The organism is Kitasatospora sp. NPDC094019, assembly GCF_044764505.1.
Taxonomy (GTDB): Bacteria; Actinomycetota; Actinomycetes; order Streptomycetales; family Streptomycetaceae; genus Kitasatospora.
Genome location: NZ_JBIWIF010000001.1, coordinates 507070 through 531946, shown reverse-complemented (window position 1 = coordinate 531946; position 24877 = coordinate 507070). Strand labels below are relative to the sequence as shown.

General features: G+C 74.1%; 22 protein-coding genes. 9 read left to right on the top strand and 13 right to left on the bottom strand.

The genetic code is table 11. The annotated features are described in order from the left end of the window. Positions 1-6: 6 nt before the first annotated feature. Complete coding sequence (locus tag ACIQ9P_RS02455; protein WP_402348397.1) at positions 7-1941, top strand: regulator; 1935 nt, start codon at positions 7-9, stop codon at positions 1939-1941. A 28-nt stretch (positions 1942-1969) separates the two neighbouring features. On the opposite strand, the gene ACIQ9P_RS02450 is transcribed toward ACIQ9P_RS02455, so the two are convergent. The 3 genes from ACIQ9P_RS02450 to ACIQ9P_RS02440 form a co-directional block, all read right to left on the bottom strand. After that, positions 1970-3202, bottom strand: coding sequence for a cation:proton antiporter (locus ACIQ9P_RS02450; RefSeq protein WP_402348394.1), 1233 nt, complete (start codon positions 3200-3202; stop codon positions 1970-1972). A gap of 218 nt (positions 3203-3420) precedes the next feature. Further along, on the bottom strand, positions 3421-4749 hold the full coding sequence (locus ACIQ9P_RS02445; protein ID WP_402348391.1) for an NAD(P)/FAD-dependent oxidoreductase: 1329 nt from the start codon (positions 4747-4749) through the stop codon (positions 3421-3423). A 394-nt stretch (positions 4750-5143) separates the two neighbouring features. Further along, positions 5144-6049 (bottom strand): TIGR01777 family oxidoreductase, encoded by a 906-nt coding sequence (locus tag ACIQ9P_RS02440; RefSeq protein WP_402348388.1) that lies wholly within the window; start codon positions 6047-6049, stop codon positions 5144-5146. Between the two features lie 106 nt (positions 6050-6155). On the opposite strand from ACIQ9P_RS02440, the gene ACIQ9P_RS02435 reads away from it, so the two are divergent. Together ACIQ9P_RS02435 and ACIQ9P_RS02430 are read left to right on the top strand one after the other, a co-directional pair. Next, entirely contained in the window at positions 6156-6656 is a 501-nt protein-coding gene (locus ACIQ9P_RS02435; protein ID WP_402348385.1) for a GNAT family N-acetyltransferase, read from the top strand. Positions 6657-6798: 142 nt separating this feature from the next. Then, positions 6799-7839: a DUF2510 domain-containing protein gene (locus ACIQ9P_RS02430; protein WP_402348381.1), complete on the top strand. Its 1041-nt coding sequence runs from the start codon at positions 6799-6801 to the stop codon at positions 7837-7839. A gap of 59 nt (positions 7840-7898) precedes the next feature. Here the strand turns inward: ACIQ9P_RS02430 and ACIQ9P_RS02425 are convergent, their stop codons facing one another. The 7 genes from ACIQ9P_RS02425 to cobU form a co-directional block, all read right to left on the bottom strand. Next, positions 7899-8414: a DUF4240 domain-containing protein gene (locus ACIQ9P_RS02425; RefSeq protein WP_402348378.1), complete on the bottom strand. Its 516-nt coding sequence runs from the start codon at positions 8412-8414 to the stop codon at positions 7899-7901. A gap of 234 nt (positions 8415-8648) precedes the next feature. After that, positions 8649-10421 carry a 2-oxoglutarate dehydrogenase, E2 component, dihydrolipoamide succinyltransferase gene (gene sucB / locus ACIQ9P_RS02420; protein ID WP_402348375.1) on the bottom strand — a complete coding sequence of 591 codons (1773 nt, stop codon included), beginning with the start codon at positions 10419-10421 and terminating at the stop codon, positions 8649-8651. A 58-nt stretch (positions 10422-10479) separates the two neighbouring features. Continuing rightward, positions 10480-11886: a dihydrolipoyl dehydrogenase gene (lpdA, locus tag ACIQ9P_RS02415; protein ID WP_402348372.1), complete on the bottom strand. Its 1407-nt coding sequence runs from the start codon at positions 11884-11886 to the stop codon at positions 10480-10482. Between the two features lie 388 nt (positions 11887-12274). Next, on the bottom strand, positions 12275-13783 hold the full coding sequence (locus ACIQ9P_RS02410) for a leucyl aminopeptidase (protein ID WP_402348369.1): 1509 nt from the start codon (positions 13781-13783) through the stop codon (positions 12275-12277). Between the two features lie 296 nt (positions 13784-14079). After that, the gene (locus tag ACIQ9P_RS02405) at positions 14080-14871 is read right to left on the bottom strand and encodes an adenosylcobinamide-GDP ribazoletransferase (protein WP_402348366.1); all 792 of its coding nucleotides are present in this window, start codon (positions 14869-14871) and stop codon (positions 14080-14082) included. Positions 14872-14979: 108 nt separating this feature from the next. Then, complete coding sequence (locus tag ACIQ9P_RS02400) at positions 14980-16095, bottom strand: nicotinate-nucleotide--dimethylbenzimidazole phosphoribosyltransferase (RefSeq protein ID WP_402348363.1); 1116 nt, start codon at positions 16093-16095, stop codon at positions 14980-14982. A gap of 28 nt (positions 16096-16123) precedes the next feature. Continuing rightward, positions 16124-16696 (bottom strand): bifunctional adenosylcobinamide kinase/adenosylcobinamide-phosphate guanylyltransferase, encoded by a 573-nt coding sequence (gene cobU / locus ACIQ9P_RS02395; protein WP_402348360.1) that lies wholly within the window; start codon positions 16694-16696, stop codon positions 16124-16126. 149 nt (positions 16697-16845) lie between these two features. Between cobU and ACIQ9P_RS02390 the strand changes: the two genes are divergently transcribed. Continuing rightward, positions 16846-17049 (top strand): hypothetical protein, encoded by a 204-nt coding sequence (locus tag ACIQ9P_RS02390; protein ID WP_402348357.1) that lies wholly within the window; start codon positions 16846-16848, stop codon positions 17047-17049. Between the two features lie 56 nt (positions 17050-17105). Here ACIQ9P_RS02390 and ACIQ9P_RS02385 read toward each other — a convergent pair whose 3' ends face one another. Both ACIQ9P_RS02385 and ACIQ9P_RS02380 read right to left on the bottom strand, forming a co-directional pair. After that, a complete protein-coding gene (locus ACIQ9P_RS02385) occupies positions 17106-17801 on the bottom strand; it encodes a class I SAM-dependent methyltransferase (protein ID WP_402349832.1) in 696 nt (231 codons plus the stop codon). A 230-nt stretch (positions 17802-18031) separates the two neighbouring features. Continuing rightward, on the bottom strand, positions 18032-18631 hold the full coding sequence (locus ACIQ9P_RS02380) for a DUF3043 domain-containing protein (RefSeq protein ID WP_402348354.1): 600 nt from the start codon (positions 18629-18631) through the stop codon (positions 18032-18034). Positions 18632-18939: 308 nt separating this feature from the next. Between ACIQ9P_RS02380 and ACIQ9P_RS02375 the strand changes: the two genes are divergently transcribed. Then, complete coding sequence (locus tag ACIQ9P_RS02375) at positions 18940-19743, top strand: PspA/IM30 family protein (RefSeq protein WP_402348351.1); 804 nt, start codon at positions 18940-18942, stop codon at positions 19741-19743. Positions 19744-19817: 74 nt separating this feature from the next. Then, positions 19818-20111, top strand: a complete 294-nt coding sequence (locus ACIQ9P_RS02370; RefSeq protein ID WP_402348348.1) for a hypothetical protein — start codon at positions 19818-19820, stop codon at positions 20109-20111. 115 nt (positions 20112-20226) lie between these two features. On the opposite strand, the gene nadA is transcribed toward ACIQ9P_RS02370, so the two are convergent. Then, the gene (gene nadA / locus ACIQ9P_RS02365; RefSeq protein WP_402348345.1) at positions 20227-21411 is read right to left on the bottom strand and encodes a quinolinate synthase NadA; all 1185 of its coding nucleotides are present in this window, start codon (positions 21409-21411) and stop codon (positions 20227-20229) included. Between the two features lie 201 nt (positions 21412-21612). Between nadA and ACIQ9P_RS02360 the strand changes: the two genes are divergently transcribed. The 3 genes from ACIQ9P_RS02360 (at position 21613) to ACIQ9P_RS02350 (ending at position 24788) form a co-directional block, all read left to right on the top strand. After that, positions 21613-22536, top strand: a complete 924-nt coding sequence (locus ACIQ9P_RS02360; RefSeq protein ID WP_402348342.1) for an NADP-dependent oxidoreductase — start codon at positions 21613-21615, stop codon at positions 22534-22536. A gap of 174 nt (positions 22537-22710) precedes the next feature. Continuing rightward, positions 22711-23175: an Lrp/AsnC family transcriptional regulator gene (locus tag ACIQ9P_RS02355; RefSeq protein WP_402348339.1), complete on the top strand. Its 465-nt coding sequence runs from the start codon at positions 22711-22713 to the stop codon at positions 23173-23175. Between the two features lie 230 nt (positions 23176-23405). Then, positions 23406-24788 (top strand): pyridoxal phosphate-dependent decarboxylase family protein, encoded by a 1383-nt coding sequence (locus ACIQ9P_RS02350; protein WP_402348336.1) that lies wholly within the window; start codon positions 23406-23408, stop codon positions 24786-24788. Positions 24789-24877 lie beyond the last annotated feature (89 nt).

Genomic DNA, 24877 nt, shown 5'->3' with positions numbered 1-24877 from the left:
CTGACTATGCCCCAAAGGCCTGCAACCGACAGCCCGGCGTACGGACCGCTCGACCCGCTCGACCAGCACCGAGGCCCGGTCGGCCGGGCCCTTCCGGACGCCCCCGACGCCCCGACCGCCGACGAACTGCGGTTGCCCGAGCAGGCCACGCCCGACCGGCACGCCCTCGACCGGCCCGGTCCGGACCGTTCCGCCGAGCGCTCCGCCCCGGACCACTCCGCCCCGGACCGTTCCGCCCCCGAGCGCTCCGCCCCCGAACGGCCGCCCACCGAGCGCCACCAGACGGCCGGCACCCAGAACCTCCAACTGGCCGCCCTGATCGAGGAGGCCGGCTTCTCGCACGCCGGTCTGGCCCGCCGGGTCGACCAGCTCGGCCTGGAGCACGGCCTCGACCTGCGCTACGACAAGACCTCGGTCACCCGCTGGCTCCGCGGCCAGCAGCCCCGCGGCGCCACCCCGGCCCTGATCGCCGAGGTGTTCACCCGCCGGCTCGGCCGCCGCCTCACCGCGCAGGACCTCGGCCTGGACGCCTGCGCCCCGGTCTACGCGGGCCTGGAGTTCGCCGAGACGCCGCAGGAGGCGGTGGACATCGTCGCGAGCATGTGGCGCAAGGACAACGGCCCGCAGTCCGAGCTGCGCCGGATCGCCTTCACCCCGGCCGGCCTGGTGGTGCCGAGCCGGGACTGGCTGATCGGCCGGACCGACGAACGGGTCGCCCGCGACGGCTCCACCCTGGTCCGGCCCGACCCGGGGACGGGCGCGCCGCCGACCGACCGGCCCGGGGCGGCCACCGGGCCGGTCGGCCCCGCCGGCGCCGCGGCGCGCGGCCAGCTCCCGGGCACCCACGGCACCCCGGCGGCCCGCACCGCCGCCTCGGCCGGCGGCCCGGCCGCCGCGCCCGCGGGCGGCCCGACGACCGGCCCCGCCGCCGGGTCGGCCGCGTTCGGGGCCAGGGTGCCCACCCAGAGCCGCCGCCCGCCGATCGCGGTCGAGCCGCCGTTCCAGGACCCGGCCCGCGAGTCGCGTCCGGCGCTGCGCGTCGGCCGGGGCGACATCGCCGCCATCCGCGCCGTCGGCGACCTGTTCCGCGCGCTGGACCACGCCTACGGCGGCGGCCACGCCCGCCAGGCGCTGGTCCGCTACCTGGAGAGCGAGGCCGAGCCGATGCTGCGCGGCCGCTACGGCGAGCAGATCGGCCGGGCCCTGTTCGGGGCGGTCGCCGACCTCACCCGGCTGGCCGGCTGGACCAGCTTCGACATCGCCGCGCACGGTCTGGCCCAGCGCTACTTCGTCCAGGCCCTGCGGCTCTCCCAGGCCGCCGGGGACCGCGCGCTCGGCGGGTACGTGCTGGTGACGATGAGCCAGCAGGCCGTCCACCTCGGCCACGGCCGGGAGGCCGTCCAACTGGCCCGGGTGGCCCAGCAGGGCGTGGGCACGGCGGTGCCGCCGACCGTGCAGGCGCTGCTGCACGCCGCCGAGGCGCGCGGGCACGGCCTGCTCGGTGACGTCCGCTCCTGCACCACGGCGCTGGTCCGGGCCGAACGGGCGCTGGCGGCGGCCCGCACCGGCGACGAGCTGCCGGCCTGGGCGCGGTTCTTCGACGAGGCGCAGCTCTCGGACGAGTTCGCGCACTGCTACCGGGACCTCCAGCAGTGGCGGACGGCCGCCCAGCACGCCGAGAAGTCGCTGCGGCTGCGCTCGCCCGCCTACGCCCGGAGCCGGATCTTCTGCCGGCTGGTGCTCGCCACCGCCCGGCTCGGAATGGGGGACCTCGACGAGGCGTGCGGCATGGCCACCGACGCGCTGCGGGCGGCGGGGGAGATGCGTTCGGCGCGGTCGCTGGAGTACGTGCGCGACTTCCACCGCCGCCTCACGCCCTACCGGGGCAGTCCGGTGGCCCGGGCGTTCGAGGAGACGGCCCGTCAGGCGGGGGTGATCTGAGCCCGGGACTCCGACCGGACCGGCGGAGTCACCAGCTCTCGGCGTTCACCCGCGGCCGGTCGCCCTCCACGGCGGCCGGCGGCCGGACGTCCCCGCGCAGCCGCTGCGCGGCGAGCGGGAACAGCAGTACGGAGAGCATGCCGGCCCCGACCAGGGCCGCCGAGGTGGAGGACGGCAGATGTCCGGCGTCCACCTCGATCGTGGTGATCACCACGACCAGCGGCAGCGCCGTCGAGGCGTAGAGGCCGAGCGCTCCCCGGTCGCGCCGCCCCAGGCCGGCGGGTGCGAGCAGCGCCGCGGGCAGCCCGCGCACGGCCAGCAGCAGGAGCAGGAAGACCGGGACGAGCAGCAGGGTGCCCGGATCGCCGAGCAGCGCGTCCAGATCGAAGTTCATCCCGCTGACCACGAAGAACACCGGGACGAGGAAGCCGAAGCCGATGCCCTCCAGCTTGGCCTCGATCACCTCCTCGGCCTCCTCGGGGATGTCGGAGAGCAGCAGTCGGGAGACGATGCCGGCGGTGAACGCGCCGAGCAGCATGTCGAGTTCCAGCCAGATGGCGGCGGCGACCATGGTGGCGAGCACCAGGATCACGGTCCGGACGGCGAACTGGCCGGAGGTGCGCAGGGTGCGGCGGATCAGCCGGGTCATCCAGGCCGGCCGCGGTCGCCGGGCGCCGCCGACGGCGACGGCGGTGATGACCGCGAAGGCGGCCAGGATGACGGCGGTGCGGCCCGCGCTGTTGCCGCTGAGCAGCACGGCGACGGCGATGATCGGCCCGAACTCGCCGACCGCTCCGGTGGCCATGACCAGTGAGCCGAACGGGGTGGGGAGTTCACCGGCGTCGCGCAGGATCGGCAGGATGGTGCCGAGCGCGGTGGTCGTCAGGACGAGCCCGGTGAAGGCGCCGTCCAGCGGGTTCGGATTGACGATCGCGCCCACGACGAGGGCGACCGCCACGGTGACCAGCCACGCGGTGCCGGCCCGGCGGAGCGGTCCGCCGCGCAGTTTGGCGAAGTCGATCTCGTAGCCGGCCAGGAACATCAGCATCGCCAGGCCGAACTGGGACAGCGCGTCGATCAGGTCGTCCACGTGCACCCAGTTCAGGGCGTCGGGGCCGATCAGCACGCCGAGCAGGAGTTCGAACACGACGGCGGGGACGGCGATCCAGCGCAGCAGCCGGTCGGCGATCAGCGGGGCGGCCACCGCGGCGGCGGGGACCAGGATCAGCGAGAGCGGCTGGACCTCGAAGTCGGCGCTCACCGGGCGCTCACCGGTCGGCCGGCCGGGGAGCGGAGGTCGTCCGATCAGCGGTCATATCGGCATATTGGCACGCGGACCGGCGCCGCTCGGGCAGCCGGACGGCGTGCCGCGCGCCGCGCGCTCCCACCCGTCGGTGCGCCCGCCCGCACCCGCGTGCCGAACAGCCCCCGGGGGGTGTCCCGCACAGGACACCCCCCGGGGGCCGGCTCTCCCCGCCGTCAGGCCGCCCTCGCCTCCGGCACGGCGACCGGCAGCCCGAGATCGCGTGCCACGGCCTCGGCCGCGCGCCGCCCCGACACCAGCGCCCCCTGCACGCTGCTGGTGTCCCGGTGGTCGCCGCAGACGTAGAGCCCGGCGAGCAGCCGGACCGGCCGCCGGGTGTTGTGCGGCGGCGGCATGGCGGGCACCGCGTCCGGCAGGTGCCGCACGCTCAGGAACTGCCAGCCGCCGGTGGGCGTGCCGTACAGCTCCGCCAGCCGGGCCCGGACGGCGGGCTCCAGCGCCGCGGGTCCGCCGGCGTCGAAGGTGCGGCGGCCGAGCACGGTGGTGGCGATCAGCGCCTGTCCGGTCGGGGCGAACGAGGGGTGCAGTTCGCTGAGCACCAGCGAGTGCGACACCAGGGACGGCTGTCCGCCCGGCCGGTCGCCGTCCAGCAGCAGGGCGGGCTCCCCCAGGGGGGTGCGGTCGGCCGCGTGGTAGAAGGTCGTGACGGGGTGGAAGTCCGGCAGCCGCAGGCCGGGCAGCAGGTCGGCGGCGGAGCGGGGGTCGGTCGCGACGACGACGGCCTGCGCGCCGATCCGCCCGTGGGTGGCGGTCTCCACACCGTCGGCGGTGATCGAGGTGACCCGGACGCCGGTGCGGACGGTGCCGGCGGGCAGCGTGGCGGCCAGCTGGGCCGGCACGGCCGCGATCCCGCCGGCGGGCAGACAGAGCCGGCCGCGCGCGTAACAGCGGAGCACCAGGTCGGCGACCCGGCTGCTGGTTCCGAGCGCGGGGTCGCTGAGCAGGGCGCCGAGCAGGGGCCGCAGCAGGCCGTCGACGGTGCGCGGAGCGAGGCCCCGGTCGCCCAGGGCCCGGGCGGTGGTGGTCTCCGGCCGGGCCTTCAGCCGGGCCGGCGGGGTGTTGGCGAGGCGGTTGAGCCAACTGCCGAGCCGCGCCTTGTCCAGCGGACTGCCCAGGGGTGCCCGGGCGGTGGCCTGCCGGGCGGTGGTCAGCTGCGGGTCCCCGACCCGGTACCGGCGCCCGCCGTTGTGCACGAGTACGCCCGGCGTGAGCGGGCGCGGATCGAGGCGGTCGAGGTCGAGCACGCGGCGCGGCTCGGGGAAGGCGGTGTTCAGCAGATGGCTGCCGTGGTCGAGTCGGAAGCCGTCGAGTTCGTGGGAGGCCGCTCGACCGCCGATCCGGTCCGCGGCCTCCAGGACCTGAACGACGAGGCCGTGGGCGGTGAGTGCGCGAGCGGCGGCAAGGCCCGCGAGGCCGGCTCCCACCACGATGACGTCCGGGTCGGACTGTCGGCGGGTGCGGCGAGTGAAGTCGTACGTGGGCACGGGTGGCTCCCTCCCTGGTCCCGGGATTTCGGGCCGGTGCAGGCAGCGGGTGCTGGGACACGGTCCGACCGGTGTGATGCCCAGTCAGTGCGAGCGTCAGACCGGCCCACCGGCCCCGAACCCGGTGGGGAAGGGGAGTGGCCGCATCCGGTGGCCGACCGGTCACGGACTGTGTTCCTCCCCGCCCCTGTTCCCGCCCGACGGGCGCGCACGGTCACCAGGGGCGCGCAGCGCGCCTGCCATGTGCTCCCGTGCGCCCCCTCTCGGAGCCCTGCGCCGCAGGTGTCCGGACTCCGCTCCGCATATGCCCCTGGCCAGGGCGGACGTCGTAGCGCGTCTACGCGGCGGGGCGGGACGCGACCGCGCGCGCCCGGCCCCGCCCCGGCACGTCGCGTCAGAGCGCCGCCCGCGCCGCCGAGTCGACGTCCGGGTGTGCGAAGCGGAAGCCCGCGTCCAGCAGTCGGCGCGGCACGACCCGGTGGCTGCCGACCACCTCGACCGCCAGCTCGCCGAGCACCCCCTCCAGCACGGCCTTCGGCACCGGGAACGGCGTCGGCCGGCGCAGCACCCGCCCGAGCGCCGCCGTCAGCTCGGCGTTGGTCACCGGTTCGGGGGCGGTCAGGTTCACCGCCCCGTCGATGTCCTCCCGGTCGATCAGGAAGCGCAGGGCCGCGACCTCGTCGGCGAGCGAGATGAAGCTCCAGTACTGGCGGCCGTCGCCGAGCCGGCCGCCGAGGCCCAGCCGGAACAGCGGGAAGAGCCGTCCGCCCGCGCCGCCGGCGGCGGAGAGCACGAGTCCGGTGCGCGGGTGGACCACCCGGATCCCGGCCCGCTCGGCCGGTCGGGCGGCGGCCTCCCACTCCACGCAGACCTCCGCCAGGAAGTCGTCCCCGGCGGGCGAGGACTCGTCGATCACCCGGTCCCCGGTCTGCCCGTAGTAGCCGACGGCGGAGGCGCTCAGGAAGACCTTCGGCGGTTCGGCCAGCCCGGCCAGGGCGGTGGCCAGGGTCTCGGTGCCGAGGACCCGGCTCTCTCTGATCTCCCGCTTGTAGGACTCGGTCCACCGGCGGTCGCCGACGCCGGCGCCCGCCAGGTGCACGACCGCCCCGACCCCGGCCAGCCCGGCCCGGTCGATCTGGCCCAGCAGCGGGTTCCATCCGATGGCGGTGGTGCCGTCCGGCCGGGGCCCGGTCCGCGAGCGGTGGCGGACCAGCCGCACCACCTCGTGCCCGTCCGCCAGCAGCGAGCCGACGAGTGCCGCGCCGATCAGTCCCGTGGATCCTGTGACCGCGATTCTCATGGGCCCATCCTCGCAGTCGAACGGCGGCCCGCCGGGGAGCGGCGGTCCGGCGGGGGCGCGGGAATTGCCGCGCGCGTCCGGGGCGGGGGTGATTAGCATGCGGCGCATGCGCGAAGACGATCAGCTGACCATCCGCCCCGCCCGGGCCGAGGACGAGCGGGAACTCGCCGCCCTCAACCGCTCCACCTGGACCCCGCTGGCCGAGGTCGCCCCCCGGCCGGACGAGGACGCGGAGGTGTTCGACGAGCGCCACCACCCGGACGAGTTCCTGCTCGCCCTGCTCGACGGCCGGGCGGTCGGCTACGTCCGGGTCGCCCCGCCGACCCCGCTGGCCAGCAACCGGCACGTGCGCCAGATCCAGGGCCTCGCGGTCGACGCCGCCGTGCGGGGCCGGGGCGTCGGCGTCGCGCTGGTCGAGGCGGCCTGCCGGAGCGCCCGGGAACAGGGCGCCCGCCGGATCACCCTGCGGGTGCTCGGCCACAACGCCCCGGCCCGCGCCCTCTACGGACGCTGCGGCTTCGTGGTCGAGGGTTCGCTCAAGGAGGAGTTCCTGATCGACGGCGCCTACGTCGACGACATCTGGATGGCCCGGTCCCTCGACGGCTGACCCGGCCGGGCGGCCGGGACGACCGTTCCCGCACGACCCACTCCGCCGCGTTGACGCACCGTCAGATCGCCTGCGCGGGTGGTGCAGAGTCGTGACAGACCCGACCTGTCTGGAGCGTCACCCGGACGGGTAGGTTACGGCCGTGAGCAACTCGACGCCTCCCGGGTGGTACCCGGTACCGGGTGCGGACGGCACGGCCGGTCATGAGCGCTGGTGGGACGGCACGGCCTGGACCAGTGATGTGCGCCCCGTCCAGGCGGGCGGCGCCCCGATCGCCGACGCCCCGACGCAGGTCGCCTGGCAGAACCCCTCGGGGGGTTCCGCGTCCGCGCCGCCGGCCTACGGCTACGGCGCCCCGCAGCAGGGGCAGCCCGGGTACGGCTACCCGGCGCAGAACCCGCCGGCCTACGGCTACCCGCCTGCCGCCTATCCGCCGCCGGAGCGGCCGAACCGGATCAGGACCGGGACGGCCGTCGGCATCGGGATCGGCGTGCTGGCGGTGGTCGGCGTGGTGGCGGCCATCGCGCTCAACAGCGGCGGTGACGGCCCGGTCGCCAAGCCGACCCCGCCGGTGACCACGGTCACCGTCACCGACACGCCGAGCCCGAGCGCCACCACCCCGAGCCCGACCAGGTCCTCCCCGCCGCCGCCGACCACGCCGCCGAAGCCGAGCCCGGTGCTCAAGGACACCGTGGCGGACCCGCAGCACGCCATCACGGTGCCGGTGTTCGAGGGCTGGGAGGCGAACACCAGCGGCTCCCACTCCACGGTCTTCCTCGGCAGCGGCCAGTACACCTGTCCCGGCGGCGGCAACTGCATCCGGGGGCAGTTCTCGGTGGAGAAGGACACCATCGCCGGCACCACCGCCCGGGCGGCGGCCGAGGCGGCCATGCCGACCTACGCGGCGGCGATCTTCAACAACATCACCGGGCACACCGACGCCGGTTCGTCCAGCACCACGGTCGCGGGCATCTCCGGGTACGCGGTGCGCTGGCACATCACCACCTCGGACGGCAGCAAGGGCTACATCCTGATGGTGGCCGTCCCCGCCAAGGGCGGTGGCTTCGTGGCCTTCGAGGGCGGAGTGGACGACGCCGCGGGCGCGCCCGACCCGTCCGTGCTGGACCAGATCCTCAAGGGCATCAAGCAGGACACCAGTCAGGCGGCGGGCTCCACCACCTGAGCCGCCGCCCGGGCGGGCCCGGCGGCCGTCCGGCCCCGGCCCGCCCGGTCCGGGCGGCGTCAGTCCCCGTACCGCTCCCAGAGCTTGGGGAACCGTTTCGCCATCGTGTCCGGGTCGTCGAAGTCGAAGCCGGCCCCGGAGGGCTGCGCGGGCTGCCGCCCGCCGACCTCCGGCAGCGGCAGCCCGGTCAACTGCTCGTACGCCTCGTCGGCGGCGTAGCCGAGGTCCTCGGCCTCGCCGTCCTCCTCCTCGTCGAAGCCGGGCAGCAGGTCGGCCAGATCGTCCGGCTCGTGCAGCCCGCCCTCGAAGACGTCCCGGCCCTGGCCGATCAGCCAGCACCGGAAGTAGTCGAAGGAGTCCTCGGAGGCCCCGCCCAGCAGCAGGTAGGCCGCGCCCCACAGGTCGTGGCGGTAGGCACGCTGGAACCGGGCCTCGAAGAGCCGGGCGAAGTCGATGACATCGTCCGGTGTCAGCTCGGCGAGCCGCTCCACCAGACGGTCCGCCTGCTCGTCCGGGTCGCCCTCGGCGTCCTCCCGGGTGTCGTCGATGATCTGCCAGAAGTCGGTCTCGTCCATCACCGCTCCAGCATCCCTGTTCGGCCGCACGCGCGCATGCGAAGAGCGGGTGAATCACCCGGAACCACATGAAAAACCCGGAACGGCGCGAAGTCTCCGCACTCCGGCCCGGACATCCGCCGTCGGCGCCCGCCCCGGCGGGACGGAACCCGGCCCCGGACGCGCGGAACCCCGCGCCGTCCGGGGACGGCGCGGGGTTCCGGTGCTGCCGGAGGGGAACCCTCGGGCGGAGTCTCAGAGGCCGAGCTCGACCTCGAACTCGCCGGCCTCCAGGATCTCCTTGACCGCCACCAGGTAGCGGGCGGCGTCGGCGCCGTCCACCAGGCGGTGGTCGTAGGAGAGCGACAGGTACGTCATGTCACGGATGCCGATGGCGGTGCCGCCGTCGGCCTCGATGACGACCGGGCGCTTGACCGTCGCGCCGATGCCCAGGATGGCGGCCTGGTTCGGCGGCACGATGACGGTGTCGAACAGCGCGCCGCGCGAACCGGTGTTGCTGATGGTGAAGGTGGCGCCGGACAGCTCGTCCGGGGTGATCTTGCTGTCGCGCACCTTGCCGGCCAGCTCGGCGGTCTTCTTCGAGATGCCGGCAATGTTGAGGTCGCCCGCACCCTTGATGACCGGGGTCATCAGACCCTTCTCCGAGTCCACCGCGATACCGATGTTCTCGGTGTCGAAGTAGGTGATGGTGCCCTCGGCGTCGTTGATCCGGGCGTTGACGACCGCGTGGGCCTTCAGCGCCTGGGCGGCGGCCTTGACGAAGAACGGCATCGGGGACAGCTTCACGCCCTCGCGGGCGAGGAAGGAGTCCTTGGCCTTGGCGCGCAGCGACATGATCCGGGTGACGTCCACCTCGACCACGCTGGTGAGCTGCGCCTGCTCGTGCAGGGCCTTCATCATGTTGTCGCCGATGACCTTGCGCATGCGGGTCATCTTGACCGTCTGGCCGCGCAGGGCCGACGGGGCGGCAGCGGCCTTCGGCGCGGCGGCCGCGACCGGGGCGGCGGCCGGGGCCGGCACGGCCTTGGCGGCCTCGGCGGCGGCCAGGACGTCCTGCTTGCGGATGCGGCCGCCGACACCGGTGCCGGAGACGGCGGTCAGCGCGACGCCGTGCTCGGCGGCGAGCTTGCGCACCAGCGGGGTGACGTAGGCGTCACCGGCGTCGGCCACCGGAGCAGCCGGGGCCGGGGCGGCAACGGGAGCCGGAGCGGCAACGGGGGCCGGGGCGGCGACCGGAGCCGGAGCGGCAACCGGAGCAGCCGGAGCGGCAACCGGAGCAGCCGGAGCAGCGACCGGAGCGACCGGGGCCGGAGCAGCGACCGGGGCCGGAGCAGCGACCGGGGCCGGAGCAGCCGGGGCCGGAGCGGCGGCGACGGCGCCCGCGGCACCGATCAGCGCCAGCTGGGCGCCGACCTCGGCGGTCTCGTCCTCGCCGACCAGGATCTTCACCAGGGTGCCGGCGACCGGCGACGGAATCTCGGTGTCGACCTTGTCGGTGGAGACCTCGAGCAGCGGCTCGTCGACCTCGACCGTGTCGCCCTCGGCCTTCAGCCAGCGGGTGACGGTGCCCTCGGAGACCGACTCGCCCAGGGCGGGCAGCAGCACCGGGGTGGCGTCGCCGGCCGGAGCGGCCGGAGCGGCGGCGGGAGCCGGGGCGGCGACCGGGGCCGGAGCCTCGGCGACCGGAGCCGGAGCGGCGGCCGGGGCCTCCGCGACCGGGGCCGGGGCGGCCGCGGCGGCCGGAGCCGCGGCGGCGACCGGCGCGCCCGAGCCGTCGTCGATGATCGCCAGCTCGGCGCCGACCTCGACGGTCTCGTCCTCGCCGACCTTGATCGAGGCCAGAATGCCGGAGGCCGGGGCCGGAATCTCGGTGTCGACCTTGTCGGTGGAGACCTCGAGCAGCGGCTCGTCGACCTCCACGCGCTCACCCTCGGCCTTCAGCCAACGGGTGACGGTGCCCTCGGAAACGCTCTCGCCCAGCGCGGGCAGTGTTACTGAGACCGCCATGGTTTCAGCGACTCCTATCAAGTCTTGCGAACTGGAAGATGGGGGGTGTGGGGCGCGATCAGTCGTGCGCGTGCAGCGGCTTGCCGGCCAGCGCCAGGTGCGCCTCGCCCAGGGCCTCGGACTGGGTCGGGTGCGCGTGGATGAGCTGCGCGACCTCGGCCGGGAGAGCCTCCCAGTTGTAGATCAGCTGGGCCTCTCCGACCTGCTCGCCCATGCGGGCGCCGACCATGTGGACGCCGACCACGGCGCCGTCCTTGACCTGGACGAGCTTGATCTCGCCGGCGGTCTTCAGGATCTTGCTCTTGCCGTTGCCGGCCAGGTTGTACTTGACGGTGACGACCTTGTCCTTGCCGTACAGCTCGACGGCCTTGGCCTCGGAGATGCCGACGGAGGCCACCTCGGGGTTGGAGTAGGTCACGCGCGGGACGCCGTCGTAGTCGATCGGCACCGGCTTGAGGCCGGCCAGGCGCTCGGCGACGAGGATGCCCTCGGCGAAGCCGACGTGGGCCAGCTGCAGGGTCGGGGCCAGGTCGCCGACGGCCGAGACGGTCGGCACGTTGGTGCGCATGTACTCGTCGACGAGGACGTAGCCGCGGTCCATCGCGACGCCGTTCTCCTCGTAGCCGAGACCGGCCGAGACCGGGCCGCGGCCGATGGCGACGAGCAGCAGGTCGGCGTCGATCTGCTTGCCGTTCTCGGTGGAGACGCGCACACCGGTCTCGGTGTACTCGACGCCGGAGAAGCGGGCCTTGAGCTCGAACTTGATGCCACGCTTGCGGAAGGCGCGCTCCAGCAGCTTGGAGGAGTTCTCGTCCTCCAGCGGGACCAGGTGCGGCAGGGCCTCGACGATGGTGACGTCGACGCCGAACGACTTCCAGACCGAGGCGAACTCGACGCCGATCACGCCGCCGCCGAGGATGACGGCCGACTTCGGGATGCGGTCGAGCTTGAGGGCGTGGTCCGAGGAGATGACGCGGTTGCCGTCGATCTCCAGACCCGGGATCGAGCGCGGCACCGAACCGGTCGCGAGGAGGATGTGTCGGCCCTCGATGCGCTGGCCGTTGACGTCCACCGAGGTCTGCGAGGAGAGCTTGCCCTCACCCTGGACGAACGTCACCTTGCGGGACGCCACCAGGCCCTGGAGGCCCTTGTACAGGCCCGCGACGACGTCGTCCTTGTACTTGTGGACACCGTTGATGTCGATGCCCTGGAAGGTGGCCAGCACGCCGAACTCGGCGGCCTCCTTCGTCTCGTCGGCGATCTCGGCCGCGTGCAGCAGCGCCTTGGTCGGGATGCAGCCGCGGTGCAGGCAGGTGCCGCCGAGCTCACCCTTCTCGACCAGGGCGACGCTCAGGCCCAGCTGGGCGCCGCGGAGCGCCGCGGCGTAACCGCCGCTTCCGCCTCCGAGAATGACTACGTCGAAAACGGTGCTGGCGTCGTTCGCCACGTCACGTCCTCCATGCAATGGGATGTGGATCGCCGGGCCGGTCGCGGTCCGGTGGGTCGGAAGCCCTTGTGGGGCGCCCAGTCGTGCCGGAAATACATCTTCGCACTTGTTCGCGGCGGCTGATGTCCGGGTCCGCCCCAGGGGTGTCCCGAGGGGCGGTCGCAGGGGTGGGAATACCCCGGACGGAGGGGCATCGTCGCAGCTCAAGGCGGGGTTGACAGGGGGCTGGAGCGGGGTTTTCGGGGCCCTCGCGGCCGACGGTTCCGCACTGTGGAACAAAGTTTCGCCCGCAGCGAACACGGGTGCGGCGCGCGCCCGGGCCCCCTACTCGCAGGTAACCCGGGGTGGAAGCCGGACGGGGTCCGGCGCGTGCGCGCCGGACCCCGTCCTTCGGTCGTACCGTCCGTCAGCCCTTGCCGCCGGCGGCCTTCTGCTCGGCGAAGCGGACCAGGGTGCGCACCGCCGAGGCGGTGCCGCCCCGCGGGGTGTAGCCGAACGGCGCGGCCTCGTGGAACGCCGGGCCGGCGATGTCCAGGTGCGCCCAGTCGATGCCCTCGGCCACGAACTCCTTCAGGAACAGGCCGGCCACCAGGCCGCCGCCCATCCGGTCGCCCATGTTGGCCAGGTCGGCGATGGTCGACTCGGTCATGCCCTTGCGCAGCTCGGCGGGCAGCGGCATCGGCCAGGACGGCTCGCCCACCTCGCCGGCGGCCGCGTGCAGGCCCGCGCGCAGGTCGTCGTTGTTGGCCATGACACCGAAGGTGCGGCTGCCCAGGGCCAGGATCATCGCGCCGGTCAGGGTCGCCACGTCGACGATGACGTCCGGGCTCTCCTCGCCGGCCCGCACGATGGCGTCGGCCAGCACCAGACGGCCCTCGGCGTCGGTGTTGAGCACCTCGACCGTCTTGCCGCCGTACATCCGCAGCACGTCGCCCGGGCGGGTCGCGGTGCCGGACGGCATGTTCTCGGCGAGCGCCAGCCACGCGGTCACGTTGACCTGGAGGCCGAGGCGCTTGGCGGCGACGACGGCGGCGAACACCGCGGCGGCACCGGCCATGTCGCACTTCATGGTCTCGTTGTGGCCGGCCGGCTTCAGCGAGATGCCGCCCGAGTCGTAGGTGATGCCCTTGCCGACGAACGCCAGGGTGGCCTTCGCCTTCGGGTGGGTGTACGCCACCTTCACCAGCCGCGGCGGGTTGGCCGAGCCGTTGCCGACGCCCAGCAGGCCGCCGAAGCCGCCCTTGAGCAGGGCCTTCTCGTCCAGCACCTCGACCTTGAGGCCGTGCTCCTTGCCGGCCGCCTGGGCGATCGCGGCGAAGGACTTCGGGGTCAGGTCGTTCGGGGCGGTGTTGACCAGGTCGCGGGCGCGGTTCATCTCCTCGCCGACGGCCAGGGCGCGCTCGACGGCCGCCTTGGCGTCCTTGCTGCCCTTGCGGCTCGACAGCACCAGCAGCTCGCCGACCGGCTCCTTGCCGCCGTTGCCGTTCTGCTTGTAGGCGCCGAACGCGTAGGTGCCGAGCAGCGCGCCCAGCGCGACCGCCTCGACCTCCTCGGCCGACTCGGCCGGCAGGGCCAGCGCGACCTTCTTGCCACCGGCCAGGGTGCGGGCGGCGACACCGGCGGCGCGCCGCAGGGCCTCCAGCTCGTACCCGCCCTCGACGGCCTCGCCGAGGCCGACCGCGAGCACGAGCGCGGCCTTCAGGCCGGCCGGGGCGGGCACCTTCACGGCCTCGCCCTCGGCGCCGGTCGCGCCCAGGGTGGCCAGAACCTCGGCCAGCTTGCCCTCGAACGCCTCGGCCACGGCCTCGGCGCCCGGGGCCAGCACGATGCCCTTGGAGCCCTTCGCCACGCCGATCACCAGGGCGTCCGCGCGCAGCGAGGCGGCGGCGGAGGTGCTCACAGACAATGCAGTCACGTAATGCGTCCTGTTCTTTCGCGGTCCACGACCGGTCGCGGCGCGATTGCCGCACCGGCGCAGCCCGGAACCGCCGGTTGGGCCGACCGGCCGGTGCTGTCGGACCCGGGACCCCTGGCTGCGCGCGCCCACCGCCGCGGCGGTCGCGCACACCAGAGGCCCCGGCGCCGCGACGGGCGCCGGACGGGCAGGACCTGCGACGGCGCAGGGCTGCGGTGCTCCCCGCATGGTAGTCCGCATGGTGGGATCACGCTCCGCCCGGTGTACCGCCTTTCGGCACCGGGGTGTTGGGGTTCTCATCGGTGCAGCAGCGCGAGGGCCAGCAGCGCACCCGTCGCGGCGGTCTCCACCGTCGCGCCGAGCACGTCCCCGGTGATCCCGCCGAACCGCCGCACGCACCGCCGCAGCAGCGGCCCGGCGGCGCCGGTGCCGATCACAACTGCCAGCGGAAGCACGAGGGCTGACCATCCGTCAAGAAGGCCGACGAGTCCGAGCAGGGCCGCCGCGGCTCCCGTCGAGGCGAGCGCCGCACCCGGCGTCACGGTGCTCGCCACCATCGCGCCCAGCCCGCCGGGACGGGCCGCCGGCACCGTGCGCAGACAGCCCCAGGCGAGCGCGCAGCGCCCGGCCACCGCGGCCGCGAGCACCGCGAGCGCGCCCCGCAGCGGGGACCGGTCGAACTGTCCGGCCAGTGCCGCCGCCTGCGCGAGCAGGACCAGGACGAGGGTGAGCACGCCGAACGGGCCGATGTCCGACTGCTTCATGATCCGCAGCGCGTCCTCGGCGGGCTTGCCGCTGCCCAGGCCGTCCGCGACGTCCGCCAGGCCGTCCAGATGGAGCCCCCGGGTGAGCGCCGCGAGCACGCCGACCGCCGCCACCGCCGCGAGCGGCCCGCCCGCGCGCCAGGCCACCAGGGCCCCCGTCGCGCCCGCGAGCACCCCCAGCACCACGCCGACCAGCGGCGCGGCCACCATCGCCCGCCCCCCGGACACCCGGTCCCACCGGTCGACCCGCACCGGCAGTACCGACAGGGTCCCGAACGCGAACCGCAGCCCGTCCCGGATCCCGTCCCGCAGCCCGTCCCGCACCGTCGACCACCCATCCCTCCGGTACCCGGCCGGGCACCGCGCGTGCCGAGGGCCCGGAACCCGTCGGTCGTGACGGATCCCGGGCCCCGGCCCTGCCTGACGTACGTGTTACAGCTTCCCCAGCAGCTCCGCCGCCGTCGGCAGCCGCGCCGGTTCCTTGGGCGCCGGCGGCACGTACGCCGTCGGCAGCTGGTCGGCCAGCGCGTCCGCCGCGGCCTGGAGCAGCGGCAGCGCCATCAGCGCGCCGACCCCCTCGCCCATGGTGATCCCCTGCTCCTGCAGCGGCGTCAGGGTCAGCCGGTCGTACGCCTTCGCCTGGGCCGGCTCGCCGCTGGTCTGCCCGGCCCGCCACCACTCCGGCGCCCGGAACGCGATCCGCTGCGCGACCAGCGCGCAGGCCGCCGAGACGACTCCGTCCAGCACCACCGGCAGCTTCCGCACCGCGGCCTGCAGCAGGAAGCCGGTGACCGCCGCGAAGTCGGCGCCGCCGGTGGTCCCGAGCAGGGCCAGCTGGTCGCCCAGCACCGGCCGGGCCCGCCGCAGCGAGTCGCGCACGGTCGCGCACTTGACCATCCACACCCGGTCGTCGACGCCCGAGCCGCGCCCGGTGACCGCCGCCGCGTCCGTCCCGCAGAGCGCGCCGACCAGCACCGCCGCCACCGTGGTCGAGCCGACCCCGAGGTCGCCCAGCACCACCAGGTCGGTCCCGGCGTCCGCCTCCTCGTCGGCGACGGCCATCCCGGCCCGGAACGCCTTCGCGGTCTCCTCGGGGCTCAGCGCGTCCTCGACGTCGATCCGCCCGGAGCCGCGCCGCACCCGGTGCGTCGTCACCTCGTCGGGGAAGTCCGCGGCCTCGGCGTCGACCGCGACGTCCACCACCCGCACCTGGGCGCCGAAGCGCCGGGCGAGCAGCGCGACCGGCGCGGTGCCGTCGAGCACGGCCCGCACCCGGGCGGCGGTGCCGCCCTCGGCGGGCAGCCGGGAGACCCCGACCCGGGCCACCCCGTGATCGGCGGCGAACAGCACCACCTTGGGCGCCGCCAGCGGCCGCAGGGGGGAGCGCCCCTGCACGGAGGACAGCCAGGCGCCCAGCTCCTCCAGCTTGCCGAGGCCGCCGAGCGGCCGGTCCAGCTCCTGCCAACGCTCCTCGGCGGCGCGCCGGGCGCTCTCGTCGGGGCGCTCGACGAGCGAGGAGAACGTATCGAGATCCACGGTCGTGTCCATCGTCCGGAAGGCTACACGCCGCGGGTCTTCAGCCGACGGCGGGCTTGACGGTGAGAACCTGCCCCGCCACCACCAGCAGCACACGCTCGGAGGCGTCGGCGACCGCCATGTTGAGCCGGCCCAGGGTGTCGCGGAACCGGCGGCCGGCCGGGGTGGCCGGGACGACGCCCATGCCGACCTCGTTGCTGACCGCCACCACCCGCCGCCGGGTCCCCGCCCAGGCGGCCGCCAGCGCCGCGCAGCGCCGCTGCACCTCGGCCTCGCCGCCGTCCGCCCAGACCGCGTCGTCCCAGGCGCCGCACTCGTCCATCACCGAGGTGAGCCAGAGCGCCAGGCAGTCGATCAGCACCGGCGCCGGATCGGCGGTGTCGGCCAGGACGGCCTCCAGCCCGCAGGTCTCGGCGGTGCGCCAGCTCGCCGGGCGCCGGTCCCGGTGCAGGGCGACCCGCTGCGCCCACTCCGTGTCGCCGTCGCGGGTGCCGCCGGTGGCCACGTACAGCACGTCGTCGTACCGGGCCAGCAGCTGTTCGGCCCGGGTCGACTTGCCTGACCGCGCGCCGCCGAGGAGCAGGGTGCGGGGGAGCGGGGCGTCGAGTGTCATGCGGCCATCCTCGCGCACGGCGCATACCGAAGATCCGGCCGGGCAACCTGAGGGCAGGTCCTCTCGTTCCGGGTCGCGCCTGGCATGATCCGAACGAGAGGGTCCAGGGTGCGCAGCGCATCGCTGGTCGTCGGCGGGAGGAGCCGGGCATGGTCTGGACGTGGCGGTACGAGAAGGCGGACGGCAGCGTGGTGGCCCCCGGCAGCGGGCAGGCGGAGGAGTTCGCCGGCCAGGGGGACGCGGAGAGCTGGATCGGGGAGAACTGGAAGCAGCTGGCCGAGGACGGCGTGGACCGCGCGGTCCTGCTGGACGACGACCGCGAGATCTACACGATGAGCCTGCACGAGGGCTGATCCGGCCCGGCCGGGGGGCCGCTCGCGGTGCGCGGGCGGCCGTTCCCCCTGGGGGGCTACTTCATCCCGACGACGTGCAGCAGCGCCGCGACCTGCCGGTACGGGTCGGTGCGGCCGGCCCGCTCCTCGGCCTCCAGCAGCTGGGCGAGCTGTCGGCCGTCGACGGGCGGGGCGTCGTCGGGGGTGGTCTCGGTGAGGACCCGGACGCCGTACCAGTGCCGCAGCGGCACGGACACCTCGGAGAGGGTGACGGCGAGGTCGCCGATCCGGTCGGCGCGGGCCGCCAGACCGAGGCGGTTGTAGTACCGGTCGCTCTCGAAGGACTCCAGGGCCGCCCGCCAGTCGCCGGCGGCGGCGGGCCGCAGGGCGAGCGCGTCACGGTTGCGGACCACCAGCGAGAGCAGCCCGCCCGGGGCGAGCAGCCGGGCCAGCGAGGCGATCATCGGATCGGGGTCCGGCAGGTACATCAGCACGCCGTGGCAGAGCACCACGTCGAAGCTGCGGGCCCCGAACCAGCGCCCGCACTGGTGCCCGTCGCCGATCAGCAGCTGGATCCGCTCCCGGACCGCGTCGGGTTCCCCGGCCAGCGTCTCCTGGGCGGTGCCGAGCGCGGTCGGGTCGGAGTCGATGCCGGTGACGTAGTGGCCGGCCCGGGCCAGCCGCAGGGCCTGGGTGCCCTGGCCGCAGCCGATGTCGAGGACGCGCTGGGCGTCGCGCCCGGTGAGCTGCTCGGCGAGCTGCCGGGCGACCATCTCCTGCCGGACGAGGTTGCGCAGGGTGCCGGAGCGCCCCGGCGCGGGGCCGGTGCCGCCGGCGAAGGAGCCGCTGCGCGAGGGCAGCCGACGCTCGTGGCCGTGCCGGTCGTACCCGTCGCGGTCCTGGGCGAGCCGGTCGTGGCCGCCGCCCCCCTGGCCGGGGAGCGCGTACAGGCCGGGCCCGTCCCACAGGGGAGGGGCCCAGCCGGAGTCCACCGGTTCGGCGGTCAGGGCTTCTCCCCGCGCCGCACCTGCGGCTTGGGCAGTCGCAGCCGGCGCATCTGCAGGATGCGCATCAGGCCGTACGCGACCGCGCCGCGGGTGTTCTGCCCGGCGAAGCGTTCGGCGAGCTGCTTGCGCAGGCCGAAGCCGAGCCGGACGAAGTCCAGGATCACCAGGAGGAAGAAGAGCAGGAACAGCAGCGTGGAGAGCTTCTGGAGGGCCGGCACCTTGACGATGCTGAGCACCAGGATCAGCACGGCGGCGGGCAGGAAGAACTCGGCCATCGACCAGCGGGCGTCCACGTAGTCGCGGGTGAACTTCCGCACCGGGCCCTTGTCGCGGGCCGGCAGGTGCCGCTCGTCGCCGTCCATCAGCGCCTGGCGCTGCTTCTCGCGCTCGGAGCGCATCCGCTCGCGGGCCTGGCGGGATGCCTCCTTGCGGTCCTTGGGCACGGTGACCCTGGTCCGGCGGTTGGTCTCGGCCTCGCTGCGCTTGGGCGTGGGCCGCCCCTTCTTCGCCTGCGGGTCGCGGGTCTGCGTCTTGCCGTCCTGCTTCTCCAGCACGGTGGCGGAGGCGGCGGCTTCATCTGAACGGCGTCGGAACACACCACCAGCCTACGGGGTGCGGCGGGCCTTCTTCCGGCCACCCGGGAACCGAACGGGTATCGATCGCGTCCCGGACCGGCCGCGATGCCCCCGGACCGGGAGTCCTGGGAGTCCCGTAGGGGATCTCTCCGCTGACCGGCGGGTGGAATGAGGGCGGTATCCACCCCGCGGATGAGGAATCCCGGCACCGACCTGTAGCAGGCTTGTTGCAGGCAGGTGCACTGCGGCGACGGGCTCGCTGCACATACACTCGTCGTGTCTGGTAAGAGACTGAGACCGCAGGCCGGAGAAGGGGGCACCCGAGGCCCATGAGCGACGGAATCATGAAGCGTATGGGGCTGATCTTCCGCTCCAAGGCGAACAAGGCTTTGGACCGGGCGGAGGATCCGCGTGAGACGCTCGATTATTCGTACCAGAAGCAGCTCGAACTGCTGCAGAAGGTGCGTCGTGGCGTCGCGGACGTGGCCACCTCGCGCAAGCGTCTGGAGCTCCAGCTGAACCAGCTGCAGCAGCAGTCGGCGAAGTACGAGGACCAGGGCCGCAAGGCGCTCTCGCTCGGCCGGGAGGACCTCGCCCGCGAGGCCCTCACCCGCAAGGCGAGCATGCAGACCCAGATCAACGACCTGGAGGTGCAGTACCAGCAGCTCCAGGCCGAGGAGGAGAAGCTCACCCTCGCCTCCCAGCGGCTGCAGGCCAAGGTCGACGCCTTCCGCACCAAGAAGGAGACCATCAAGGCCACCTACACCGCGGCCCAGGCGCAGACCCGGATCGCCGAGTCCTTCTCCGGCATCTCGGAGGAGATGGGCGACGTCGGTCTGGCGATCCAGCGGGCCGAGGACAAGACCGCGCAGATGCAGGCCCGGGCCGGTGCGATCGACGAGCTGCTGGCCTCCGGCGCGCTCGACGACGCCAGCGGTCTCGGCCGCAAGGACGACATCGAGGCCGAGCTGGAGCGGGTGGCCGGCGGTTCCGACGTCGAGCTGGAGCTGGCCCGGATGAAGGCCGAGCTGACCGGGGGCTCCCCGGCCGCCCCGCAGGCGATCGAGCAGGGCCGCCAGCAGGACGCCGCGCCGCAGCAGCAGGACAACCCGCGGATCAACTACAACAAGTAGGCGAGCCGCAACCGACCTGAGCTCCACCCCGGAGCACCTCCGGGAACATCCCCAGGAACAGGGAGACGCACGGCATGATCATGAGGGTCATGGGTGAGGGGCAGTTCCAGGTGGGCGAGACCCATCTGAACCGGCTCAACGAGCTCGACGACGAGCTTCTCACCGCACTCGAGTCGGGGGACGAGGAACAGTTCCGCCGGGCGCTCGTCGAGCTGCTCGGCGCCGTGAGGGAGTTCGGCACTCCGCTTCCGGACGATTCGCTGGAACCGTCCGACCTGATCCTGCCGGACCCGGAGGCCACCATCGAGGACGTCCGCGAGATGCTGCGGACGGAGGGCGACGGCCTCATTCCGGGCATTCCCGAGTAGCCGCCGTCTCGCGCCAGACACCGGGGCGGGCCCCCTCCGTGCGGAGGGGGCCCGCCCTTGTCGGTGCCCGCGCGTGCGCCGGCCGCCGGTGCGGCGGGCCGGCGACGGCGAATCGTTACGGCAGGGCCAGCATCCGGTCCAGCGCCGCCTTGGCGTACTTCTCGGTCTCCGGGTCGACCTTGATCACGTTCGGCACCCGGCCCTCGACCAGCGACTCCAGCGCCCACACCAGGTGCGGGAGGTCGATCCGGTTCATGGTCGAGCAGAAGCAGACCGCGCGGTCGAGGAAGACGACCTCCTTGTCCGGGTGCGCCTTGGCGAGGCGGCGGACGAGGTTGAGCTCGGTGCCGATGGCCCACTTCGAGCCGGGCTCGGCGGCGTCCAGCGCCTTGATGATGTACTCGGTCGAGCCGACCTGGTCGGCGGCGGCGACGACCTCGTGCCGGCACTCCGGGTGCACCAGGACGTTGACGCCGGGGACCCGCTCGCGCACGTCGTTCACGGAATCCAGGGTGAACCGGCCGTGCACCGAGCAGTGGCCGCGCCACAGGATGATCTTCGCGTCCCGCAGCTGCTCGACGGTCAGGCCGCCGTTCGGCTTGTGCGGGTTGTAGAGCACGCAGTCGTCCAGCGAGAAGCCCATGTCCCGCACCGCGGTGTTGCGGCCCAGGTGCTGGTCGGGCAGGAACAGGACCTTCTGGCCCTGCTCGTACGCCCACTCCAGGGCCCGCCGGGCGTTGGAGGAGGTGCAGATGGTGCCGCCGTGGCGGCCGGTGAACGCCTTGATGTCGGCGGAGGAGTTCATGTACGAGACCGGGACGGTCACATCGGCTATCCCGGCGTCGGTCAGGACGTCCCAGCACTCGGCGACCTGCTCGGCGGTGGCCATGTCGGCCATCGAACAGCCCGCGGCGAGGTCCGGCAGGACGACCTGCTGGGCGTCGCCGGTGAGGATGTCGGCCGACTCGGCCATGAAGTGCACACCGCAGAAGACGATGTACTCGGCCTCCGGGCGGGCGGCCGCGTCCCGGGCGAGCTTGAAGGAGTCACCGGTGACGTCGGCGAACTCGATCACCTCGTCCCGCTGGTAGTGGTGGCCCAGGATGAAGACGCGGTCGCCGAGCGCGGCCTTGGCCGCGCGGGCGCGCTCGACGAGGTTCGGGTCGGAGGCCGGTGGAAGGTCGCCGGGGCACTCGACGCCGCGCTCGCTGTTCGGGTCGGCCTGGCGGCCGAGCAGCAGCAGAGCGAGCGGCGTCGGGGTGGGGTCGACGCCGTAGGTCTCGGTGATGGTGGTGGTCACGGGCGAGTGCCCTTCTGTGCGGCCGATCAAGCGGTGCAGCCTTTTCGTCTAACTGACGCAATCTATGATAACCGGTTAGCGTCAGAGTGACGATGGCCATCCTGTCGATGTGACGAGAACCGCTCGCCGGTTCGGAGCCTTCCCGGACCCCACCGGCGTGGCCGGAACCGGATCCGGGACCGGCCGGGTTTCGCTGGTGGCATGAAGGCAATCGCGATCCACCGCTACGGCGGCCCCGAGGTGGTCGAGTACACCGACCTGCCCGACCCCAAGGTCGGTCCGGACTCGGTGCTGGTGCAGGTCAGGGCGGCCGGGGTGAACCCGGTCGACGGGAAAGTGCGGGACGGGCGGCTGGACGGTCTGTTCGACGCCCACTTCCCGCTGGTGATGGGCTGGGACGCGGCGGGCGTGGTCCGGGCCGTCGGCGGCGGCGTCACCGAGTTCGCCCCCGGCGACGAGGTCTACGGCTGCGTGCGCAAGGACACGGTCGAGCACGGCACCTACGCCGAACTGGTGGCCGCCCCGGTCCGCACCCTGGCCCGCAAGCCGGCCTCGCTGGACTGGGCGCAGGCCGGCGGACTGCCGCTGGCCGGGCTGACCGCCCTCCAGTCGCTGCGGGCGGTGGGCGCGGGTCCCGGCGACACCGTCCTGGTGCACGCCGCCTCCGGCGGGGTCGGCCACCTGGCGGTCCAGATCGCCCGCGCCCTCGGGGCCCGGGTGATCGGCACCGCCGACGAGCGCGACCACGCCTATCTGCGGGAGCTCGGCGCCGAGCCGGTCCGGTACGGCGAGGGGCTGGCCGACCGGGTCCGGGCGCTGGCCCCGGAAGGCGTGGACGCCGCCCTGGACCTGGTCGGCGGCGACGCCGTAGAGGTCTCGGCCGGACTGGTCGCCGACCCGGCGCGGATCGCCTCGGTGGCCGACTACGGCGTCAGGGCCCGCGGCGGCCGGTACGTCTGGGCCCGCCCGGACGCCGCCGGACTGGCCGAGCTGGCCGCGCTCGCCGACGAGGGCCGGCTGACCGTGACCGTCGCCTCCACCTTCCCGCTCGCCCAGGCCGCCTCCGCCCAGGCGCTGAACGCCGAGGGCCGCACCCGGGGCAAGATCGTCCTGCTCGTGGGCTGAACACCGCCCCCGGCCGCCGCACGGACATCCTCCCGTTGTCATCCGTCAGCGGTGAACTCGCTCCTGACATCCGCCAGAATGGAGCGGAACCGTTTCGGCGGGCCGCCTCCTTCCCCCGGCGGGCGGAACCCCGCCCCGATCCCGACGCCGCACGACCCGTGGAGCCCCGCACCGATGAGCAGCAGCCGAGCGAACGAGACGGTCGGGACCTCCCTGGACGAGACCGACCGCCTCCTGCTCGCCCGGCTGGCCGGGGACGGCCGCGCCTCGTACGCCGAGATCGGGGTCCAGGTGAACCTCTCCGCCACCGCCGTCCGCCGCCGGATCGACCGGCTGCGGGCGCGCGGGGTGGTCCGCGGCTTCACCGTGGTGCTCGACCCCTCGGTGCTCGGCTGGCAGACCGAGGCGTTCGTCGAGGTCTACTGCCGCGAACGGACCGCCCCCGAGGAGATCCTCGCCAGCCTGCGGCAGTTCCCCGAGGTGGTCGCCGCCTGGACGGTCACCGGCGATCCGGACGCCCTGGTCCATCTGCGGGCCGCCGACATGCGCCATCTGGAGGCGGTCATCGAGCGGATCCGCCGCGAGCCCGGCGTCCAGCGCAGCCGATCCTCCGTGGTCCTCTCCCAGCTGATCGGCTAGCGGGAGGAGCCCGCCGACGGGCCCTGGGGAACCGCCCCGTCCGGCCCGATTCCTCCCCGCGCAGGATTCCTGCGCGCGGCCCGCCGAAGACGCCCGAAAGCTGCCCGACCGGCCGCGTTCCGACGCGCGGGAACGCCCCGGGGCTGCCTACGCTGATCATGTCCGGCCGTACGGTGCCAACCCCCGTGCCACCGGGCCCTCCCCGACCCCCACAGCCGAGAGGGACACCCGTGTCCGCAGCCCCCGACCGCATGCACCGGCCCGACAGCGACCTGGTCGACCTGGTTTTCGACTACATGCGCGACCGGCTGCAGTACGACCCCGTCCCGCTCGACCACCCCGGTGACGGCGAGCACCTGCGGACCCAGCTGTCCGGCCTGCTCAACCAGGACGGCAACGACCCGGCCGACGTGCTCAAGCTCTACGACCACGAGCTCTCCCGCGCGGTGATCTCCGCCGACAGCCCGCGCTACCTGTCCTTCATCCCGTGCGCCCCCACCAAGGCCGCGCTGCTGTTCGACATGGTGGTCTCCTGCGCCTCGCTCCAGGGCATCTCCTGGCTGGAGGCGGCCGGCGCGATCGCGGCCGAGAACCAGGTGCTGCGCCTGATAGCGGACCGCGCGGGCATGCCGGCCTCGGCCGGCGGCACCTTCGTCTCCGGCGGCTCGGCCGGGAACCTCTCCGCCCTGGTCGTCGCCCGGGACACGGCCCGCCGCCGGCTCGCCGAGCAGGGCCGGCCCAGTGGGCCGGAGGTCCGGCTGCGGATCGCCGTCGCCGACCAGGTGCACTCCTCGGTCAAGAACACCTTCAACATCATCGGCGTCGAGGCGTTCAAGGTCCCGACCGTCGACCGCCGGTTCACCGGCGAGGCGCTGCGCGCCGCCCTGGCCGCCGACCCGGACCCGGAGACGGTGATCGCCGTCGTCGGCACCGGCGGCACCACCAACGAGGGCATCGTCGACGACCTCCAGGGCCTGTCCGAGGTCGCCCGCGAACGCGGGCTGTGGTTCCACGTGGACGGCGCCTACGGCGGCGCGGGCCTGTTCGCCCCCTCCGTCCGGGAGCGCTACAACGGCATCGAGCACGCCGACTCCTTCGTCGTCGACCCGCACAAGTGGCTGTTCGCGCCGTTCGACTGCGCCGCGCTGATCTACCGCGAGCCCCAGCTCGCCCGCGCCGTGCACACCCAGGACGCCTCCTACCTGGACGTGCTGCACACCGAGGGCGACGAGTGGAACCCCACCGACTACGCCTACCACCTGACCCGGCGCGCCCGCGGCCTGCCGCTGTGGTTCTCGCTCGCCGTGCACGGCGTCCAGGCGTACACCGACGCCATCGAGGCCGGCCTGACGCTGGCCCGGGACACCGCGCAGCTGATCCGCGACAGCGAGCACCTGGAGCTGCTGTTCGACCCGCAGCTCTCCGCGGTCTGCTTCAAGCGCAAGGGCTGGACCAACGACGACTACTACCGCTGGTCGCAGCAGCTGCTCGCGGACCAGATCGGCTTCGTCACCCCCACCGGCTGGGACGGCGAGACGGTCGCCCGCTTCGCCTTCCTCCACCCGGGCACCACCATGGAGATGGTCAAGGAGATCCTCGACACCATGGAGTGACGCCCGCGGCGCTCCGGCGCGCGCCGCGCACCCCCGGCGCCCGCACCCCGGCGCCCGCCCCGCGACGCACCGACCCCCGCCCGGCCCCG

What these genes read in the sequence shown, in the direction of transcription:
- ACIQ9P_RS02455 (WP_402348397.1), top strand. Translation starts at nt 7, where the DNA reads ATGCCCCAAAGGCCTGCAACCGACAGCCCGGCGTACGGACCGCTCGAC.
- ACIQ9P_RS02440 (WP_402348388.1), bottom strand. Translation starts at nt 6,049, where the DNA reads ATGAGAATCGCGGTCACAGGATCCACGGGACTGATCGGCGCGGCACTC.
- ACIQ9P_RS02435 (WP_402348385.1), top strand. Translation starts at nt 6,156, where the DNA reads ATGCGCGAAGACGATCAGCTGACCATCCGCCCCGCCCGGGCCGAGGAC.
- ACIQ9P_RS02425 (WP_402348378.1), bottom strand. Translation starts at nt 8,414, where the DNA reads ATGGACGAGACCGACTTCTGGCAGATCATCGACGACACCCGGGAGGAC.
- sucB (WP_402348375.1), bottom strand. Translation starts at nt 10,421, where the DNA reads ATGGCGGTCTCAGTAACACTGCCCGCGCTGGGCGAGAGCGTTTCCGAG.
- ACIQ9P_RS02400 (WP_402348363.1), bottom strand. Translation starts at nt 16,095, where the DNA reads ATGGACACGACCGTGGATCTCGATACGTTCTCCTCGCTCGTCGAGCGC.
- cobU (WP_402348360.1), bottom strand. Translation starts at nt 16,696, where the DNA reads ATGACACTCGACGCCCCGCTCCCCCGCACCCTGCTCCTCGGCGGCGCG.
- ACIQ9P_RS02390 (WP_402348357.1), top strand. Translation starts at nt 16,846, where the DNA reads ATGGTCTGGACGTGGCGGTACGAGAAGGCGGACGGCAGCGTGGTGGCC.
- ACIQ9P_RS02385 (WP_402349832.1), bottom strand. Translation starts at nt 17,801, where the DNA reads ATGGTCGCCCGGCAGCTCGCCGAGCAGCTCACCGGGCGCGACGCCCAG.
- ACIQ9P_RS02375 (WP_402348351.1), top strand. Translation starts at nt 18,940, where the DNA reads ATGAGCGACGGAATCATGAAGCGTATGGGGCTGATCTTCCGCTCCAAG.
- ACIQ9P_RS02370 (WP_402348348.1), top strand. Translation starts at nt 19,818, where the DNA reads ATGATCATGAGGGTCATGGGTGAGGGGCAGTTCCAGGTGGGCGAGACC.
- ACIQ9P_RS02360 (WP_402348342.1), top strand. Translation starts at nt 21,613, where the DNA reads ATGAAGGCAATCGCGATCCACCGCTACGGCGGCCCCGAGGTGGTCGAG.
- ACIQ9P_RS02355 (WP_402348339.1), top strand. Translation starts at nt 22,711, where the DNA reads ATGAGCAGCAGCCGAGCGAACGAGACGGTCGGGACCTCCCTGGACGAG.